At 50.0% G+C, this 17,011-nt stretch carries 20 protein-coding genes, 1 other RNA gene and 1 pseudogene; 12 read left to right on the top strand and 10 right to left on the bottom strand.

Annotated elements, in window-relative coordinates; all coding sequences use genetic code 11:
• Nucleotides 1-221: 221 nt before the first annotated feature.
• The 3 genes from AB3N39_RS16085 to AB3N39_RS16075 are packed head-to-tail and all read left to right on the top strand — an operon-like array spanning nucleotide 222 to nucleotide 2,075.
• Nucleotides 222-749: a tetratricopeptide repeat protein gene (locus tag AB3N39_RS16085; RefSeq protein WP_023294382.1), complete on the top strand. Its 528-nt coding sequence runs from the start codon at nucleotides 222-224 to the stop codon at nucleotides 747-749.
• Between the two features lie 7 nt (nucleotides 750-756).
• Nucleotides 757-1,287, top strand: coding sequence for a sigma-70 family RNA polymerase sigma factor (locus AB3N39_RS16080; protein WP_133295001.1), 531 nt, complete (start codon nucleotides 757-759; stop codon nucleotides 1,285-1,287).
• Complete coding sequence (locus tag AB3N39_RS16075) at nucleotides 1,284-2,075, top strand: anti-sigma factor (RefSeq protein WP_133295000.1); 792 nt, start codon at nucleotides 1,284-1,286, stop codon at nucleotides 2,073-2,075. Before AB3N39_RS16080 ends, AB3N39_RS16075 begins: the two co-directional genes overlap by 4 nt.
• Here the strand turns inward: AB3N39_RS16075 and AB3N39_RS16070 are convergent.
• Complete coding sequence (locus tag AB3N39_RS16070; RefSeq protein ID WP_133294999.1) at nucleotides 2,067-2,627, bottom strand: YceI family protein; 561 nt, start codon at nucleotides 2,625-2,627, stop codon at nucleotides 2,067-2,069. The two genes, AB3N39_RS16075 and AB3N39_RS16070, sit on opposite strands and share 9 nt — an antisense overlap.
• A gap of 105 nt (nucleotides 2,628-2,732) precedes the next feature.
• Nucleotides 2,733-3,089 carry a hypothetical protein gene (locus tag AB3N39_RS16065; RefSeq protein WP_008502540.1) on the bottom strand — a complete coding sequence of 119 codons (357 nt, stop codon included), beginning with the start codon at nucleotides 3,087-3,089 and terminating at the stop codon, nucleotides 2,733-2,735.
• 386 nt (nucleotides 3,090-3,475) lie between these two features.
• Between AB3N39_RS16065 and AB3N39_RS16060 the strand changes: the two are divergent.
• From AB3N39_RS16060 to AB3N39_RS16050, 3 genes and pseudogenes are all read left to right on the top strand, one after another.
• Nucleotides 3,476-3,673 (top strand): annotated as a pseudogene (locus AB3N39_RS16060) (nucleotidyltransferase domain-containing protein); the annotation flags it as partial.
• A gap of 158 nt (nucleotides 3,674-3,831) precedes the next feature.
• On the top strand, nucleotides 3,832-4,608 hold the full coding sequence (locus AB3N39_RS16055; RefSeq protein WP_133294998.1) for an isocitrate lyase/phosphoenolpyruvate mutase family protein: 777 nt from the start codon (nucleotides 3,832-3,834) through the stop codon (nucleotides 4,606-4,608).
• On the top strand, nucleotides 4,592-5,638 hold the full coding sequence (locus AB3N39_RS16050) for a bifunctional transcriptional activator/DNA repair enzyme AdaA (protein ID WP_367897313.1): 1,047 nt from the start codon (nucleotides 4,592-4,594) through the stop codon (nucleotides 5,636-5,638). Before AB3N39_RS16055 ends, AB3N39_RS16050 begins: the two co-directional genes overlap by 17 nt.
• Nucleotides 5,639-6,298: 660 nt before the next feature.
• Here the strand turns inward: AB3N39_RS16050 and AB3N39_RS16045 are convergent.
• The 5 genes from AB3N39_RS16045 to AB3N39_RS16025 are packed head-to-tail and all read right to left on the bottom strand — an operon-like array spanning nucleotide 6,299 to nucleotide 10,002.
• Nucleotides 6,299-8,632, bottom strand: coding sequence for a primase-helicase zinc-binding domain-containing protein (locus tag AB3N39_RS16045; protein WP_367896880.1), 2,334 nt, complete (start codon nucleotides 8,630-8,632; stop codon nucleotides 6,299-6,301).
• A gap of 14 nt (nucleotides 8,633-8,646) precedes the next feature.
• On the bottom strand, nucleotides 8,647-8,967 hold the full coding sequence (locus tag AB3N39_RS16040; RefSeq protein WP_367896879.1) for a DUF5375 domain-containing protein: 321 nt from the start codon (nucleotides 8,965-8,967) through the stop codon (nucleotides 8,647-8,649).
• Nucleotides 8,964-9,191: a hypothetical protein gene (locus AB3N39_RS16035; protein WP_336215784.1), complete on the bottom strand. Its 228-nt coding sequence runs from the start codon at nucleotides 9,189-9,191 to the stop codon at nucleotides 8,964-8,966. The genes AB3N39_RS16040 and AB3N39_RS16035 overlap by 4 nt, the downstream gene beginning before the upstream one ends.
• Nucleotides 9,188-9,739, bottom strand: a complete 552-nt coding sequence (locus AB3N39_RS16030; RefSeq protein ID WP_023338729.1) for a host cell division inhibitor Icd-like protein — start codon at nucleotides 9,737-9,739, stop codon at nucleotides 9,188-9,190. Before AB3N39_RS16030 ends, AB3N39_RS16035 begins: the two co-directional genes overlap by 4 nt.
• Nucleotides 9,736-10,002, bottom strand: a complete 267-nt coding sequence (locus AB3N39_RS16025; RefSeq protein WP_367896878.1) for a helix-turn-helix transcriptional regulator — start codon at nucleotides 10,000-10,002, stop codon at nucleotides 9,736-9,738. Before AB3N39_RS16025 ends, AB3N39_RS16030 begins: the two co-directional genes overlap by 4 nt.
• 537 nt (nucleotides 10,003-10,539) lie before the next feature.
• Between AB3N39_RS16025 and AB3N39_RS16020 the strand changes: the two genes are divergently transcribed.
• From AB3N39_RS16020 to AB3N39_RS16010, 3 genes are read left to right on the top strand one after another with little or no spacing between them, the layout of a single operon-like run.
• Nucleotides 10,540-11,283: a capsid protein gene (locus tag AB3N39_RS16020; protein ID WP_367896877.1), complete on the top strand. Its 744-nt coding sequence runs from the start codon at nucleotides 10,540-10,542 to the stop codon at nucleotides 11,281-11,283.
• A gap of 2 nt (nucleotides 11,284-11,285) precedes the next feature.
• Entirely contained in the window at nucleotides 11,286-11,504 is a 219-nt protein-coding gene (locus AB3N39_RS16015) for an ogr/Delta-like zinc finger family protein (RefSeq protein ID WP_367896876.1), read from the top strand.
• A gap of 28 nt (nucleotides 11,505-11,532) precedes the next feature.
• Complete coding sequence (locus AB3N39_RS16010; protein ID WP_367896875.1) at nucleotides 11,533-12,096, top strand: phage polarity suppression protein; 564 nt, start codon at nucleotides 11,533-11,535, stop codon at nucleotides 12,094-12,096.
• Between the two features lie 5 nt (nucleotides 12,097-12,101).
• On the opposite strand, the gene AB3N39_RS16005 is transcribed toward AB3N39_RS16010, so the two are convergent.
• Complete coding sequence (locus AB3N39_RS16005; RefSeq protein ID WP_367896874.1) at nucleotides 12,102-12,245, bottom strand: acetyl xylan esterase; 144 nt, start codon at nucleotides 12,243-12,245, stop codon at nucleotides 12,102-12,104.
• Nucleotides 12,246-12,809: 564 nt separating this feature from the next.
• On the opposite strand from AB3N39_RS16005, the gene AB3N39_RS16000 reads away from it, so the two are divergent.
• Genes AB3N39_RS16000 through AB3N39_RS15990 form a run of 3 tightly spaced genes read left to right on the top strand, consistent with a single transcriptional unit; the run spans nucleotide 12,810 to nucleotide 15,262 of the window.
• On the top strand, nucleotides 12,810-13,358 hold the full coding sequence (locus tag AB3N39_RS16000; RefSeq protein WP_323308797.1) for a hypothetical protein: 549 nt from the start codon (nucleotides 12,810-12,812) through the stop codon (nucleotides 13,356-13,358).
• Nucleotides 13,345-13,578 carry an ABC-three component system middle component 6 gene (locus tag AB3N39_RS15995; protein WP_031523069.1) on the top strand — a complete coding sequence of 78 codons (234 nt, stop codon included), beginning with the start codon at nucleotides 13,345-13,347 and terminating at the stop codon, nucleotides 13,576-13,578. Before AB3N39_RS16000 ends, AB3N39_RS15995 begins: the two co-directional genes overlap by 14 nt.
• The gene (locus AB3N39_RS15990; RefSeq protein ID WP_367896873.1) at nucleotides 13,565-15,262 is read left to right on the top strand and encodes a DUF2326 domain-containing protein; all 1,698 of its coding nucleotides are present in this window, start codon (nucleotides 13,565-13,567) and stop codon (nucleotides 15,260-15,262) included. The genes AB3N39_RS15995 and AB3N39_RS15990 overlap by 14 nt, the downstream gene beginning before the upstream one ends.
• Here the strand turns inward: AB3N39_RS15990 and AB3N39_RS15985 are convergent, their stop codons facing one another.
• Together AB3N39_RS15985 and ssrA are read right to left on the bottom strand one after the other, a co-directional pair.
• Nucleotides 15,263-16,462, bottom strand: coding sequence for an integrase domain-containing protein (locus AB3N39_RS15985; protein WP_367896872.1), 1,200 nt, complete (start codon nucleotides 16,460-16,462; stop codon nucleotides 15,263-15,265).
• 183 nt (nucleotides 16,463-16,645) lie between these two features.
• Nucleotides 16,646-17,009, bottom strand: a transfer-messenger RNA (tmRNA) gene (ssrA, locus tag AB3N39_RS15980).
• Nucleotides 17,010-17,011 lie beyond the last annotated feature (2 nt).

Raw genomic sequence — 17,011 nt, 5'->3', positions numbered from 1 at the left:
ATATCACTCGCACAATGAAATATATTCTTATGCGGGGTTAAAGTTCTGCTATCACGCGAAATGAATAGCGTTAAGGAAAGGGTAAAATAACCTGATATATTTCCATTGCGGCTACGATGTCGGCATGAATTTGCGACAACAAAAAAAATACGGGGAGAATGAATAAAAATCGTCAGTCGGGCGTTAACTGACGTCACTTCCTTCTTACCCTGGAGCTTTGTATGAACACGACCTCGTTTCGTTTGATCCCGGTGCTGATTTTTTCCCTGCTGTCCCCACTGGCGCTGGCCATGGGCAATAATAGTACCGAGAGCAAAACGCCCGATTGTCCTTCCGGACAGGTGTATGACAGCGCCACACAGAAATGCGTGCCGGACAAGAGCAGCAGCCTCAGCGATCAGGACAAAACCAACTATGCGTACCATCTTGCGAAGAAAGGAGAATACCAGGCGGCGCTGAACCTGCTTGATTCGCTGAAAAATGGCAATACGGCTGAAGCGTGGAACTACCGCGGGTTCGCCACGCGCAAACTGGGCCGCACGGACGAAGGGATTGGTTACTACCAGCGCGCGCTGGCTATCGCCCCGGATTATGCCAAAGCCCGGGAATATCTCGGTGAAGCGTGGATGGTAAAAGGACGCCCGGACCTCGCGAAAGAACAGCTGAAGGTGATTGCCGGTATTTGTGGCCAGTCCTGTGAGGAGTATCGCGACCTGCAGGCCGCTATCAACGGACATCCGGAATCCTGATTTTCTCGTGGAGGGAAAACACATCGCTACCCGTGAGGTTCGTCAACAGTTAGCCGCACACCTGCCGCGTCTCTGGCGGTATGGGCTGGTGCTGTCGCGAAACAGGGATATCGCCGAAGAGCTGGTTCAGTCCACCTGCGTGCGTGCGCTTGAAAGAAGCAGCCAGTATACGCCGGGCACACGCATAGACAGGTGGCTGTTCGCGATCCTTCACTCCATCTGGATCTCTGAACTTCGGGCACGACACGTGCGTCAGGGGCAGGGATTTGTGGCCAGCGACGAGCTTATGGCACCGGACACCCGTGAACAGGATGAGACACGCCTGCATTACCTTAAGGTGATGCAACGCGTCAACGCGCTGCCTGAAGCCCAGCGCAACGCGGTATTTTTGGTTTATGTCGAAGGCTTTACCTACCAGGAGGCGGCAGACACTCTGGCGGTGCCGATCGGAACCGTGATGAGCCGGCTGGCGACGGCACGGGCTCGTCTTGCCAGATCCGCTGACGCACTGCCTCCGGTAAAGGAGAAACGCTCTTGAACGCGCACCGTTTTGTACCGCCCTATAACGACGACGCTATCGTGGCCTGGATAGATGGCGAGATGTGCCGCGCCGACGCGCAGCAGTTTGAAGAACAGTTAAAGCGTGATGAACGCCTCGCCGGACGAACCGACGAACTGATGAAAAGCAGCCAGGATTACGCCGGGGCGTTTGCTTCCCTGCTGGATGACGCGCCTCTTGAGACAATGCAGGCGCGTCTGGCAGCTCTTCCCGATCCACAATCCTCCTCGCCGGTCGGCGTCAGCAGGCGGGCGCTGATTGCCGCGTCGGTCAGCTTTTTGATGGTTGGCTCCGGTCTGGGCTACCTGCTGCGTCCCGCAGCTGCGCCTGCGGATGAGAATGCCCATATCCGCGACCTCGAAGCGCAATATATGTCCCTGTACAGCGTCGAGACGCTGCTGGATATGGACAGCGCGACGCCGGTCCTGCAGCGCGGGCTGGAACGGGCTGCGCAGGACATCGGCCTGAAGCTGAACATGTCGCAGCTTGTCCTTCAGGGGGCAGAGCTGAAAATGGTGCGAATGCTGCGCTATGAAACCACCTCGATCGCGCAGATTGCCTGGATCAATGCCGACTACGGCCCGATGGCGCTTTGTATCTCTCCTGTTGATGAAAAGGCGACGGCCTCGCTCCGCCAGGAGAAGCGGCACAGCATGAACCTGGCGTGGTGGCAGGATGCGGGCTACCAGTTTGTCCTGATTGGCCGCAACCCGCCGTCACATCTGCGGGGAAACGCGGAGCAGCTACAGCGCCTGATCTCAGGATGACGGCACTTTATTCGTCTGAATCGCAATGGCAATGGCAATTCGATCGTCCACGACCAGGGCAAACTTATCCATTCCGTAGGACGCGCGCGAGATCGCGGTGGTGGCATCCAGCGTGAGGGCCTGCGCATGCGGGTTTTTCACGATGGCCTCAAGGATCACCGGACGGGCAATGTTTCGCACGGTCAGCGTGCCGAACACCCTGAACCGCCCGTCGCCCTGGGCGACCACGCGAGAGCTGATGAACTCGATTGTCGGGTAACGCTCGGATTCAAAAAACATGTCGCTTTTGAGCTGCCAGGTGAGCAGCTTGTTTGAGGCTACGAGAGTCGCTACGGGAATGGTGACGTGAATATGATCGTCGACGTCGTTTTCCGGGTTGAGCGTTACGGCTCCCGTCACGCCGCTGAATGTCGCCCAGGAGAGGATACCGCCGAAGGCATGCCACGACAGCCGAATGGCGGTGTTATCGGTGTCGATAAGGTAGCTCTTCGGGGCGGCATGCAGGGAAGGGCATAACAGCAGAACGGCCAGAAAGGCCAAAAGGCGATACATAGTGGTTTCTCCGATAAATGCGCACTGCGTAAACGCCCGAGGTGCTAATTATATTCGAAGAAATAAAAAAGGCCGCAAGCGCGACCTTTTTGCGAGCATAAATATTTACTCAGTGACTTTCTTTTCCAGCTCGCTGGCACCTTCTTTGGTTTTGTTCCAGCCTTTCTCAGCGCCTTCTTTGGTGGCATCCCACCCTTTCTCGGTGCCTTCTTTGGTTTTATGCCAGGCTTTCTGGGAATCTTCGCTGACCTTGCTGCCAAAGCTTTCGCTTTTACCTTCCGCAGCATGCTTCTGTTTCAGTTTCAGCTCTTCACCTTTGTTCTGCTCTTCGTGCAGTTTTTGCTTCGCCTCGTTGGCGTTTGCGTTCGCCGCCGCGACGGTATCGTCAGTTGCATGTGTGGTCGCAGCAAATACTGGGGAAGCCAGCAGAACGGCAGATAATGCGATAATTGTTTTTTTCATAATATCCTCATTTAACGTTATCGGTTATGAGCGTGATTCAGCATGGCACAGGCGAAACGGGATGGCTTTAGGAAAAAACTGTAATGAGATCAACATGCCCCGATGAGGGGTATTTCGCCTGAGGATTATCCAAGGGATAAAACGCCTATTTCCGCGAGGGCGGCGAGGGTCAGGAGAATGAATATTATGACGGTTATGGGTCTGTACATGGTGGGGCTCCTTCCGGGGTGAGCGGCTATTCCGTAGCGCTGGGTGGGGGTGTTTTTTTATTCTCCATAGGGGGAGGGGCGGTGTCGTTGATGTTGGTCAAAGGGAGAGGGTAGCTTCTCAAGCGAGAAGATGAATGAGCTCTGTCAGGGCTGGACGTAGTGATTGTGGTGGAATGATCGCAGATTCACTCCCTTCTCGCTGGCGGCTCGCTTGTTCATGGCGGGTTTGATAAATACTCCGATCTCGATTTTGTCGTTGTGGTAGCCCCTCTCTACTATGACGAAATCATGGCTCAGCGTATTGTGCTCGCCGGAACACTGGGTCACCTGCTCCATGCTTTCACCGGGGAACATGTGGGAGAGCCTCGTCTGCTTAGCCATGCTGAAAGCCGGAGCCCGGGCCTGAAAGGTTTTGGTCTGTTCCGCCCCCCATGTTCAGACGACGTTTGCTAAAAAATGGTCGTCTGAATTTCGGTTGTGAGGTTCTTCCTGAGTGCTTAGATTCATTTTCAATCTATCGAGAGGATATGAATATGAACTTTGCAGAACGCCACTATCAGCATGAGCCTCTTCTTATCGCCAACGTCTGGGATGCCGCCAGTGCTGTCGCAGCGCAAAAAGCAGGCTACCAGGTTCTGGGAACGTCCAGTGCAGCTATAGCGTCCACACTGGGATATGACGACGGGCAGCGAGTGCCGTTTGATGAGTTATTTTATATGGTCACCCGGATCCGGGCTGCCAGCAGCCTGCCATTGAGCGTTGACATGGAAGCAGGGTATGGTGATTCAGCCGAAGAGATAGCAGACAATCTGCGGCGCCTTGCTCAGACAGGCGTCTCAGGCGTTAACCTCGAAGACAGCCGAGTCATAAACGGGGTTCGTCAGCTTGACGATGCCTCTGATTTTTCCCGTAACCTGAGAACAGTATGCGATACGCTGAGAAGCGAAAATTACAGCCTGTTTCTGAACATCCGGACTGACACTTACCTGCTCGGGCATGAAGACGCGTTGCAGGAGACGATATTACGGGGTCAACGCTACAAAGCTGCAGGTGCTGACGGCCTTTTTGTTCCCTGCCTGACTTCAGAGAAAGACATCAGCCTCATTGCAGAGGCAACGGGATTGCCTTTGAATGTCATGTGTATGCCCGATCTTCCGTCATTCGACAGGCTGAAACGGGCAGGGGTAAGCCGCATTTCAATGGGCAATTTTGTTCATTCAGCGATGCAGTCAACGCTGATTGATGTCATGCATGCGATCCGATCTCGTCAGACGTTTGAAGGACTTTTTGGTGATGAAAATAACCGATAAAAATCTGTGTGATATCTGGTATCAGGCATTACTTGAACGTGATTCAGACTACACTGGCGTGTTTTTTGTTGGCGTCAAAACCACTGGCGTATTCTGCATTTCGGTATGCCGGGCGCGAAAGCCCAAGCGCGAAAATGTCGAATTTTATAAAGATGCCAAATCTGCCCTGGCGGACGGCTTTCGTCCCTGTAAGGTCTGCAGACCTGCGGAAAATGCGCACAGCGCGCCATTATTCGTTGAGCAGGCGCTTGCGCTTGTCAGGCGCGATATCAAATCCCGTGTAGCAGACGCGGAGCTTCGTCAGCATGGCATCAGCCCGGAGCGGGTAAGGTGCTGGTTCCTGCAACATCACGGCATCACTTTTCAGGCTTTCCAGCGAATGCAGCGGGTGAACGTTGCCCTGCAGGAGCTAAAAAGTGGACGAGCGGCGACTGATGTTGCGCTGGACAATGGCTATGAATCGCTTAGCGGCTTTGGTTATACCTACAAGCGGCTGACTGGCGCAGCGCCGACTCAGGCAACCCAGGTGATAGTCATTCACCGGTTTACCACGACGCTTGGACCGATGTTTGTCTGCGCGACAGAGCTGGGAGTCTGTCTGCTGGAGTTTACCGATCGCCGGATGTTGGAAACAGAATTCCGCGATATTCAGCGTTTATTTAACGCCAGAATCGTCACCGGCGAAAACAGCCATACCCGGCAGACAGTAAAAGAGATCGGCGAGTATTTTGCCGGAACGCGCCGACAGTTTGATCTGGCTTTAGATGCTCCGGGCAGTGATTTTCAACAATCCGTCTGGCATGCGTTGCGTGCTGTTCCCTATGGACAGACCTCACACTATCAGGCCATTTCACTACGGCTTAATAAGCCCAATGCTGTGCGCGCCGTCGCTGCAGCTAATGGTGCCAACCGGATTGCGATTGTGATCCCCTGTCACAGAATAATAGGAAAAGATGGCGCGATGACAGGCTATGGAGGGGGGATTTCACGCAAAGAATGGCTCATTGAGCATGAGAGATATAATGTTTAATGGCGTGATGTTTCTGTGTCGCCGGGAAATTTTACGGACTTCGCGGGACATGTTGAGGGTACAAAAAAGCCCGCAGGGCTTGCGCCGTGCGGGCTTTCAGGACTTCATCAGTCGACTCTGGTGATCGCCGATGGAGAATTTTGGTGGGCTGGCGGAGTCTGAATAAATTCCTCAATGTATTAAATATAAAGGACTTTTTTGTATTCAACTTTCAGTTGTGTACCTAAACGTGTACCAATTATGAAATGTCATAGTAATACGATCCCTCTTTAGAAATGTGTCACCTTTTTCATGTGGTCTTTTTTTTTAAACAATAAGCACAGAAAAAAAGTTTTTTTGCATTTAACTGTTCACACTGTTCACCTCGATTATTTTTCATTTAATATCAATTTGTTAGATGGTGATGAATTGGTGAAGGGTGAACAGTCGACTCTTCACCTTTGTTCGTTTTTCTCGTTCTGGCCGCGCCCGGTCAGGCGATACACGGGGGGTATAAAAAGTTTTTTCCGGTTTTACTGTTCACACTGTTCACCTTTTCTTTTTTATTAATAATTTCATAGTGATACAGGGTGAATACACGGTGAAGGGTGAACAGTGGATTGTTCACCTTATGGCAATTGCCGGAAAGAAAAAGACCGGCTTTAGCCGGTCTGGAGTCGGTTATGTCGCTGCGGGTTCATCGCATTTCGGCAGCCAGTCGCCGTAGCTTTCCTCTTTCAGCGACAGGTTGGTCTGTATCCCCTGCTTTGTGTGCCGCTTTTCATAATTCAGGCCGTACTCTTTCAGCATCATAGGCAGCCCCAGCCCGAACATTTTCAGGCTGAGCACGTTTCTGTACCCATTGGCCTCCATATAGGCCAGATACGCGTGATAGAGATATTTACGGTAATTACGCGGGACGATGCTGGCATTACCCATATACATCCCGTTGGTCTGCGGCAGCATTTCCAGATAGCCGCAAAAATCAAACGTCGGGTCAGCGTCGCGCTTGATGCTGAGCGCCTCGTCGGAGTTCTGCTGCGACTGGAGCAGTGCGCGCGCGGCCATCGGGTCGCTGAATTTCTGCATAAGCTGGCGCACAATAACGGCCAGCTCGCGTGCAATTTTATCCCTGAGCTGCGGGTCGCGTTCTTCCGGTGCAATCTGCTCCGGGAAATGAATAATCACCCGTCGACGGGAGACGCCTCCGCTGCGGTCGGTGAAGCGCATCGGATTATTGTTCACAGCCAGAATCACCGCCGGAATATGTGTTGAGTACGGGTTCTGGTATTTCGGGTCAACTGAAACTGCATCGCCGCCGGTGATGGCCTTGAGTCCTGCACCGTCACCGCTCCATTTTTCCTGGTCAGGCAGACGTATCAGCGAGAAGCCAATCAGGGATGCACGCTTGCGCGGGTCTTCCAGCGTGTCGATATCGGCCGACGTGGCGTTATCCTCTCCGGCAAGCAGGGTCGCAATTTCGGCCAGAATACTTTTCCCGCTCCCGCCGGGACCGGTGACTTCGAGAAAGAGCTGCCAGTCGTAGCGGTTCGCCAGCACCATAAACAGCGCGGCCAGAATTACATCGCGTTTTTCTGGTCTGCTACCGGCAGCACGGTCGAGCCAGCGCCAGAAGTTCGGCGCGTGAGTCTCCAGCATTTCGCCTTCCACCGGCGGGGTAAAATCCACGTCGCAAAGCGTGCGCAGCCAGTGCGATTTGTGGTGCGGACTGAACAGGCCGCTTTGGGTATCGAGTACCCCATTGCGAAAACCAATCAGACGGCGTGCCGGTGCGGCCTGCTGAGGAATAATCAGCTTCAGCGTCTCCACCACTGAGGTGATTCTCCCTGACGAGAACGGGGCGCGCAGGCGCTGGAAAAGCCCGGCTACGTCGCGTTCGAAACTGGACGGCTGAACGACTTTCCATATCCCTGCTTCATAACGGGACAGGAGCTGGCCGTTCGCATCCACCGCCAGCGCTTCGCCGTAATGCTCATGTACCCGCCAGGCCTTGTCGCTGGCACTCATGGCGGTAAATTCCGCCTCGCTCATGGTGTCAAACGGACTTTGCGCCGGTGGCCGGATGGCGTCATAAATGGCTTTCCGCGTAGCCTCCTCGCCGTGCTGCATAAACGCATCATTCCAGTCACCGAACACCGGAGGCAGGGCAACAACGCCCTCACAGGCTCCTGCGGCCGCAGCGGCTTTGTTCTGGCCGTCACCGTTAAGGTCACGGTCGGCGGCGAGGACAATCTGACAGGCCGGGGATTTCTGACGGGCAAGGCTCGCCAGAGAAAGGAGGTTCACGGACGACAGCGCCACCATGACGGTTTCACCGGTCAGGTGATGCACGGTGAGCGCGGTCGCATAGCCCTCCGCAATCCACAGGCGTTTTCCGGCCTGTTTTTTCCCTTCGATGGTGTGGCACGCCCCTTTTACCGTCCCGCCTTTCAGGGTGCGTTTGAGCCCCTCAGAATTGATGAGCTGAAGGTTAACCAGTGCGCCGGTCTCGTCATACAGCGGGATAACCACATCACCGGCGCGGAACGTCACGCCGCCGGTTTTATGCATTACCGTCATTACCGGACATTCCCGGTCGGGGAAGCCCTTGCGGGTCAGATAGGCGTTGCCACAGGCCGTGCGGGTTTTCTCCATCAGCCTGACGGCCAGTGCGGACGCCGCTTTGCGGTCAGCCTCCGTTTCAGCCTCTGCGGCCGCAATCACTTCCGGGGCAACCGGCGGCAGGTTGCCGGTCACGGCATTCACCTTTTGGGCTGCCTCTGACGGTTTTACACCGAAAACCTTTTCAACCAGCTTAAGCCCGTCACCCGCGCCGCACTGATTGCAGAGCCACGTCCCGCGCCCCTCTTTATCATCAAAGCGGAAGCGGTCAGAGCCGCCGCACACCGGGCAGGCCTGATGGCGGTTTTTAATGACCTTCACACCCAGCGCCGGGAGAATGCGCGGCCAGTGGCCGCACGCCTGTTTTAAGGTTTCCGTTACGTTCATTTTCATCGTTATTTTCTCCCTCAGTGCATAACAGGCGATGTGATATGACGGGCACAGAGTTCATCCATCACGGCGAGTCCCAGAAAGGACAGCGACGGGGTGGCCCTGAGCGGTCCGGCTTCCATTAAATCTTCCAGCAGTGCACAGGCAATCTGGCGGCCTTTTTCCTCACCGTGCTGGCGCAGATAGAAGCCCTCCAGCTCGTCGGCGATGGCGCTTTCCAGCGCATCAAGGGTGAGTTGCGGGTAGCGGTGCTGGCGTTCGCACAGGGTCAGCCATGCACAGGCCACGGCGCGACGATACAGCGCGGCGCGTAATACGGGCTGTAATGGCTTTTTCATACGTTGCCCTCCCCGGTCAGCCAGCGCTGATTGCAGCGTTCGACCACGCCGTCGAGCTGGGCGGTCATGAGGTAAATCACGGAGGTGAGCTGTAACTGCTGCGCAGGGTCACGACGAACGTTGGCGCAGTCCTGCACCTGCATCAGCTCATTGACGAGCTGGCCGACGTTGCGCATGTGCTCAAGGCATTCGAGGTCACGGGCGGTAATGGTGGTGTGTCTCATGCGCGCACCTCCGCAACCGGCAGACGGCCGGCAAACGAGAGGACGTAATCGCGAACAAGAGAAAGGCGTGCGGCGTGTTCATCACCAGCAACGGTGCGAAGCATACAAATGCGGGGTTTAAGGTCTGCGCGACGAACGGCGGCAAACACAAATACAAACTGCGGGTGTGATGAGGTGAGGGTCATAGCCATAGTGGCAACCTCCATTGAGTAGCGGTTATTGCCACCACCGGAGTTCCTACGCTCATGGGTGGTGACCCGAACGGGGGTAGGAATACCGGCCTCAATGAATACCGGCCAGCCCGAAGGCTGCCCCGCCCGGATCACCATTATCTGACAGGGGCTAAGGTGTAAACACCACAGCCCGAAAAATGGGTGTGCCTGAGCAACGACGTAAAAAAAGACGCATGGCGCGTCCGGTGTCGCCATTGAGTAACTCGGGTTCCTACGCCCGGCTGCCGATTTTGCGACAGCGGGAAAACTATACCTGGAAACGGCGAAAAGAAGCAAGCCAGAAAAAGGGGTTGTTTGCTGAACGGTCATCATCATGCGTCATAGCCCCGGTTACGTTCGGCAATGCGATCCGCCATCCATGCAGTGATTTCAGACTGCGCCCACGCCACGTTTTTACCGCCGAGGGAGATTTGTTTCGGGAAAGCCTCCCGGCTGATGAGGTCGTAAATGGTTGACCGGGACAGGCCGCTCAGATGCATCACTTCAGGCAGGCGGATAAAGCGCTCCTGAACGGCATCAGAGACCGGCATCAGTGGCGCGGCAGGGGCAGAAGACGGGGAAGAAAAAGCGGTGTGCATCGGGCTACCTCACAAAGTCCATACAGTGCCGGTCATGTCCGTCCGGCTTCGGGTAGCTCCTTATTATGTCTATATTTTTCCTCAGGTCATGTGAGATTTTTGGTGAAACAAACATTGACTTTTCGCTATGGCAAACAAAGGAAAACGCTGGCAAACATATGCAAATCACTGCATTACAATGCAGCAATTTCTATTGCTTTTAGTTATACGCTTTTCATTTTTAATCGAAATAAAGTCTAAGTGGTATAGACAGAGCAAAACAGGAGGGTGAACAGTGGTGAACAGACGGTGAACAGTCATGCCCTCAACTGTTCACCCTTTATCTTACTGTATTTCTTATATTTTTATTTAAGGTGAACAGTGGTGAATAGTTATAAGTAAAAAAACAAACGATGAGCAAGGTTTTGCTGAGACCTTTCTCTGGCAAGCCGGTTTTTGAGTGCTGTTTGTGCCAGAACTGCCACAACTGCAATGAATCGAGATGTTGTGTGATGAAGGGCAGAATCATTTCAGGTTGAACACACGGAGAACCTGAACATGAAACCTGAAACAGTCATTACCGCCCTGCAGAATGTAGCCGCCCAACAGTCTGCAGAGAGCAGCCAGCGCATCACAGACAAGCTGAGCACATTCACTGCGGCCAGAGACACACATGCGGCCAGCATGCAGGAACTGAAAGAGATTGATACGTCCATTGAACGCTGTAAGCAGGAGCGGCAGACCGCCCTCGATGAGAGCACTGAGGCGGAGCAGGACTGGCGCAGCCGCTTCCGCACCCTGCGCGGCAGTCTCACCCCTGAAATGAAAGCTGAGCACAGCAAGCGTATCGCCAGTCGCGAGCTGGCCGACGAATTCACCGGCCTGATTGCGGAGCTGGAAACCGACCGGACACGCGCCATGCTGAATGCCTGCTCCACTGCCAGTAAATACCTGTCAGCGCATGACGATGCCTTTACCGCTTATGCCGGTGCGGAATGGGCTCAGGCTATCAATGCTGTTCCCGTCGCGCTCATTCGTGCTTTCCTGCTGCGCATTCGCGCCCTCGAAATGAAGGGAGAAAGCGCCCCGCAGTCCGTGGCTATCAGTGAGCTGCGCGATGCGCTGCGCCGTCAGGGCAGCCTGTATCACTTCGATATGAAGCAGGAGCCGGTATTGTCCGTGACGGGCATGCACCGGCCGCAGATTACCGGTGTGGATACGGAGCTGTTACGCAGCCCGGCGAAGAGAATGAAGCTCGCCAGAAAGCTGTCTGAAAATGACGGCACTAAGGCGGAGGCATAAGTATGTTTCACTGTCCGTTCTGCAAAACCAGTGCACACGCCCGCACCAGTCGTTATCTGTCAGAGAACGTTAAACAGCGCTATCACCAGTGCGTGAATATCGAGTGCTCTGCAACTTTCCGCACGCTTGAATCCGTTGACGGGATTATCTGTTCGCCGCCGACAGAGCCGGTCATTCCTGCGTCCGAACCGACAGCCACCGTTAACCGTGCCGGTGCGTAAGCACGACCAGTCATCAGGAGAAACTTACGTGACCACACTGACGCTACAGAAAGCCTTTGAGGCCTGTCAGACAAATAAATCCGCCTGGCTGCAACGCAGGGAAGAACTGATGCAGTCCGAACAGGCATACCGCGAACAGCTTGCCGGTAGCGGCCACAGCGGCCGGAGCCTGCAAACGCTGCGCGAGATTATCGACGTGAAAAGGTGGGAAATTAACCAGGCTGCCGGGCGTTATATCCGCTCGCATGAGGAGGTGCAGCGCATCAGCATCCGCGACCGATTAAATGATTTTATGCAGGCGCATGGCGCGGAGCTGGCCGCCGCCCTTGCCCCGGAGCTGATGAATTATTCCGGGCAACATTCCGCCGTTCAGCGCTGCGCCATGCAGCACTCGGTCGACTATCTGCGTGAGGCGCTGCAGGTCTGGCTGGCCGCCGGTGAAAAAATTAATTATTCGGCGCAGGATAATGACATTTTAACAGCCATTGGATTCAGGCCTGACGCGGCTTCGCGCGATGATAATCGTGAAAAATTCACACCTGCACAGAACCTGAATTACACCCGCCGTCGTGCAGAACTGGCTGCGCAGTAGTCCTTTCAAAAATCCCCGAAAATCCCGCCATTTTTACGTAAAAAAGCCATGCATGCATAAGGTGCATGGCTTTGCATGCGTTTTACCGACACTGAATCCACCGCCAGCGCCAGCACTGGCGCGCCCTGAGACCAATCATGCACCTGCATTAAAAGCGCCCCATTAAGCGGGCAGGCGGGGCGGGGAGAGCATTGCGCGCCGATAGTGTTAAATCATTTTAATTTGTTGATGCTAACAATAGATTACATAAGGCATCAGTTTTGGCCTCAGAAGTTTACATAGTTGCATTGAGTGTTCATAAGAAGGAGAGAGACCTGAGTGGCTCAATGTTGAGTGAGATCAGGTTAACGAGAATGAACAATACTTGTTCATTTACTCTTCTTAAATTGCTATTCTAATTGAATGAAATAGTTGTAACTTTAAATTATCAGGCTTGAAATGGAGTTCCAAATGATTGCATCACTACTCACCAATGAATACGTAAGTGCCTTTGGATATATAGTTGGGGTGGTCTCTGGGTGTATAGCAATATACCAGACTACGCAAGTGACCAAGAAAAATAATGAGATACAACAGCTTAATGTTACGATAAATGATCTCAATTCGCAGATTACAAATATCACAACCAATAGGAATAATATTAATCAAGGCGAGCGATCCCAATATTTCCAAGATAATAATGGGCCTGTTAATATTGATAATCGGGGGTAGTTATGGGCTCTGGTGTTAATTTTAATGATAATACAGGCCCTGTACATATAACTAACCAGCCACGAGTATTAAGAGCCAGTGTTATTGGGAAATTGATAGAAATTATTTCCAATCCAGTTGGTAGCGGGCAAAGTTTAAACAGAAGTGCGTCAAATATTGACGTTAAAATCTCGTTCAATGATCTTAAAAGAAACAGATGGGTAGCTGAACTTTACAAAGAAGATGCTTTACTAGTTGATGAGTCTATTAAAACACTTGATAGTATAATTTTAAATGGTAGTGCCAAACTGAAAAGACAATTTAGAGGCTATTATAACGCGGCGTTGGGGTTATATGGGCTCTATGAAAAGCCATTTAACATTGAAGTTGTTAGGAAAAACTCAGATAATATTATAGATGATGTTATTAGAGCTGCTCAAGAAACGGTTAGTTCATGCTCTAATTTAGATTCCGAGTTTTTACAAGAAGATATTGATAATGGCATTCGTATGATTGTGAGTTATTCAATTATCGAGTGCATAGTGCTGGAGAATCCAAATGATTACAATTGATTCGGATCCAAAAGCAAACCCTGTATATATTGGAAGTGTGGTACTTAGGCTTTTCCAAAGCAATGATTCAATGGTGATTGAAATTTCTCGACTGTATGATTTAGTAAATGCTGTCTTTGAATTATCGTTTGATCTTTTTCTTTACTCATTAGATTGGCTTTTCATAATCGGCGCAATTGAGTTAGATGGAAATGGTGGAGTAGTATATGCGGCTCAATAAACTTATTGTTTTAAAAAACAATGCTATTGTTAGGGAAGTGACGTTTAAAGACGGTTTAAACCTAATTGTAAATAAAAGAACGTCAGGTAAAGATAGTGGTAATAGTGTAGGTAAATCCACGTTATCACGCGTTTTAGATTACTTGTTTATGTCTTCAGGTAATGATATCTATCATGATGCTGAATTTGGAAAGGATATACCTGAAATAGTATCATTAATCAATGATAACATATTAAGGTTTACATTGGATTTTAATACGGTAGAAAATAAAAAAGCAATTGTTTCTCGAACAATATCTACTGATGAGAAAAATTCAAAGTATTATTTAAGCGATGTTGAAGTTGATAAGAAAAAATATTATGACTTCATAGCTCAAGCAGTATTTGGTTTGACTACAGATAAGCCATCTCTAAGAAATGTGTCGCATAAATTCATTAGAAACACGAATGAAAAAATGCAGAAAACTCTTAACTTTTTACATGCTAATACAACTTCTGATGTCTACGATTTATTATACTTGTTTTTGTTTGGATTCAATGGGTTGCCATTGATAAAGAAAAAGGGTGAATTTAATAAAGATATAAAAAAACAAAGAGCATATCTTGCCGCATACAGAAATCCGAACAGAGAGACAGTTTTATCAAAAATGATCAAGCCTCTAAAAAAGGAAATTGCAGAGGCAGAGAAAAATATTAAAAATTTTGATTTTAAAGATAGCCATGATGAAAGCCTTAAAAAGCTATCAGAAATACAAAGAATTATCAGTGACTACTCTTTGACTTATGCTTCTTTAAATATGCGCGTTAGGAATATTGAAGAATCGATCTTGTCCCTAAAAAATAATATCACGCAACTCGTAGAAGACGATTTAATCGAAATATATAATTCAGCCGGTCTTTATTTTAAAGGCGAGCTTAAAAGATCTTATGAAGAAATGGTATTATTCCATAATGATGTAATTAAAAATAAAATTAATTTTTTAGAGTCGGAGTTGTTAAAGAAAAAAGAAGAGATTGATGCTGTAAATGAAAAAATTAATGATTTTCATGAGCAAGAGTCATCTTTATTTAAAACAATCAAAGAGCCAGAAACGTTAAAATCCATAAATCAACTATTTAATAAACTCACTGAGTTACGTGAAAATCTGGCTAGCATAGAGACTAATCTCACTCGTATTAACGATACTAATGCCTTAATAAAATCGCTTGAAGATAGTAGGGAGAAGTTACTTGAAGAGATCGAGTTGGCTGTTCAAGGTCTAGAGAAGAATATCGAGATTTTTAACGAGTTTTTTGGTGATCTTACAAAGGAAATTTATGGCGAGAGATATATCTTTGATCTTTCTTTCGATATTGATAAAGGAAAGTGTAATTTCGATATTTCATGTGTTACGCCAAATAGTAACGGGGGTAAGAAGAAGGGCGAGATAACTGCATTTGATTTAGCATATATTAAATTTGTTGATAAAGTTAAATTGAAGAGACCAACTTTTGTAATTCATGATAGCATTGAAGATGTTGATGTGAATCAAATTAGAGATATATTTTTTGAAGCAAACAATATAAATGGTCAATATATTGTGTCAATCTTAAGTGATAAGTTTTCAGAAGATGTTGATTTAAAAATGATGAAGGATAACTCCATCCTTGAGTTATCTTCGACAAACAAATTCTTTAAGGTATAATTATAAAAGGTTTGTTTGATAAACAAACCTTCCCCACCATGCCATTAGCTCTAATCTTTTATTCAGGTACGTTGAGCGGTTATAAGCTCTTCGTACTTCATTTTTATCACTATGGGCTAAGGCTGCTTCGATAATATCAGCATTAAAGCCCGCCTCATTTAAAGCTGTGCTCGCGATAGAACGTAGCCCATGTGCAACAAGTCTGCCTCCGTAACCTATCCGTTTTAAAGCGGCATTAGCAGTCTGGCTATTCATAGATTGCTTTGGATCATTTCTACTTGGAAAAATATGTTCTCGATGAGCACTAATAGGCTTCATCACTTCCAAAATTTCTAATGCCTGTGGCGATAAAGGAACAATATGTTCACGCTTCGCTTTCATCCGTTCGGCTGGAATCGTCCAGAGATTTGCCTCGAGATCGATCTCTTCCCATCGGGCACCAGAAGCTTCAGACGGGCGCACTAGGGTCAGAAGCTGCCATTCAATAAGACAGCGAGTCGAAACAGAAAGATTCGACATCACCAAAGAACGCATCAGTTTCGGCAATTCTTCTGGCCGAAGCGTCGGCATGTTTTGCTTTTTCGGTTTCTCAAATGCCATTCCGACACCAGATGCCGGGTTCGCATCAATCAGGCCAGTGTTGACTGCGTAAATCATTATCTCGTTAATACGCTGTACCAGGCGGCGAACCGTCTCTAATGCACCACGTGCTTTGATTGGTTCCAATGCTTCAACAATCGTTCTGGCCTTAATCTCCTGAACAGGTATTGCGCCTATTGCAGGGAACACATCCTTATCCAAAGAGCGCCAAATATCTTTGGCGTAGTCTTCAGTGACGCTTTTGCTCTTCATTTTGAACCAGTTGGCGGCCACAGTTGAGAAAATACTATCCAGCTCAATTTGACGTTGTTCTGATGCCTGCTCTTGTTGCTGTTGCGGATCCATACCTTGTGCGAGCGTTGTTAAGTGCTGGTCGCGGATCTGACGAGCTGCTGCGAGAGTAAGGGCAGGGTATGAGCCGAGACTCAAATTAGTTCGGGTGCCACTGACCGGACGTTGATAGCGGAAGCGCCAGAGTTTTTTACCGGTGGTTTTGACGAGCAAGAATAGGCCGTCACCATCATGCAGGGTGAAGTCTTTTTCCCGAGGTTTGGCTTTAAGGATTTCGTTGTTAGTGAGGGGGCGTGTGATGCGCGCCATGTCTGGATCCCTTCCATAATTGGTACACGTTTAATGGACCACAGTATAGCGTGTACCTAAACGTGTACCAATTTTCTCTGGATTTAGCCGGATGTTCTCGGACAACGACAGACACAAAAAAGCCCGCAGGGCTTGTGCCATGCGGGCTTTCAGGATTTCCCCGGACGTATCCGGAAAAGTAAGTGGTGGAGCTGGCGGGAGTTGAACCCGCGTCCGAAATTTCTACATCCTCGGTACTACATGCTTAGTTTGTCTTTACATTCGCACGCCAGCTGCGGACAGACACGCCACTAACGAACTAGCCTGATTAGTTTTAACGCTTCAACCCCAGGCAGGGCTTCCACGCGATCTCTTTTGGGTTTGACCTCTCTTTGATCCCCGTCTTAAGAGCGGAAGCTAGGGAGAGAGGGCTCAGAGCAGGTTATTAAGCTGCTAAAGCGTAGTTTTCGTCGTTTGCGACTATTTTTTTGCGGCTTTTAACGAGGCAAACCGCCCCTCGGCATGCACCTTGGGTTTCGCAAATCCCGTCGAATCCAGAATCAGCCCCAA

Source organism: Enterobacter vonholyi (genome assembly GCF_040834095.1).
GTDB lineage: Bacteria > Pseudomonadota > Gammaproteobacteria > Enterobacterales > Enterobacteriaceae > Enterobacter > Enterobacter vonholyi.
Note: the sequence above shows the minus strand (reverse complement) of the source record. Positions and strands in the feature narration are given on the sequence as shown.

Coding starts and splice junctions, on each gene's coding strand:
- AB3N39_RS16085 (WP_023294382.1), top strand. CDS start 222: ATGAACACGACCTCGTTTCGTTTGATCCCGGTGCTGATTTTTTCCCTG.
- AB3N39_RS16070 (WP_133294999.1), bottom strand. CDS start 2,627: ATGTATCGCCTTTTGGCCTTTCTGGCCGTTCTGCTGTTATGCCCTTCC.
- AB3N39_RS16065 (WP_008502540.1), bottom strand. CDS start 3,089: ATGAAAAAAACAATTATCGCATTATCTGCCGTTCTGCTGGCTTCCCCA.
- AB3N39_RS16055 (WP_133294998.1), top strand. CDS start 3,832: ATGAACTTTGCAGAACGCCACTATCAGCATGAGCCTCTTCTTATCGCC.
- AB3N39_RS16050 (WP_367897313.1), top strand. CDS start 4,592: ATGAAAATAACCGATAAAAATCTGTGTGATATCTGGTATCAGGCATTA.
- AB3N39_RS16045 (WP_367896880.1), bottom strand. CDS start 8,632: ATGAAAATGAACGTAACGGAAACCTTAAAACAGGCGTGCGGCCACTGG.
- AB3N39_RS16040 (WP_367896879.1), bottom strand. CDS start 8,967: ATGAAAAAGCCATTACAGCCCGTATTACGCGCCGCGCTGTATCGTCGC.
- AB3N39_RS16035 (WP_336215784.1), bottom strand. CDS start 9,191: ATGAGACACACCACCATTACCGCCCGTGACCTCGAATGCCTTGAGCAC.
- AB3N39_RS16030 (WP_023338729.1), bottom strand. CDS start 9,739: ATGATGATGACCGTTCAGCAAACAACCCCTTTTTCTGGCTTGCTTCTT.
- AB3N39_RS16025 (WP_367896878.1), bottom strand. CDS start 10,002: ATGCACACCGCTTTTTCTTCCCCGTCTTCTGCCCCTGCCGCGCCACTG.
- AB3N39_RS16020 (WP_367896877.1), top strand. CDS start 10,540: ATGAAACCTGAAACAGTCATTACCGCCCTGCAGAATGTAGCCGCCCAA.
- AB3N39_RS16015 (WP_367896876.1), top strand. CDS start 11,286: ATGTTTCACTGTCCGTTCTGCAAAACCAGTGCACACGCCCGCACCAGT.
- AB3N39_RS16005 (WP_367896874.1), bottom strand. CDS start 12,245: ATGCAGGTGCATGATTGGTCTCAGGGCGCGCCAGTGCTGGCGCTGGCG.
- AB3N39_RS16000 (WP_323308797.1), top strand. CDS start 12,810: ATGGGCTCTGGTGTTAATTTTAATGATAATACAGGCCCTGTACATATA.
- AB3N39_RS15995 (WP_031523069.1), top strand. CDS start 13,345: ATGATTACAATTGATTCGGATCCAAAAGCAAACCCTGTATATATTGGA.
- AB3N39_RS15990 (WP_367896873.1), top strand. CDS start 13,565: ATGCGGCTCAATAAACTTATTGTTTTAAAAAACAATGCTATTGTTAGG.
- AB3N39_RS15985 (WP_367896872.1), bottom strand. CDS start 16,462: ATGGCGCGCATCACACGCCCCCTCACTAACAACGAAATCCTTAAAGCC.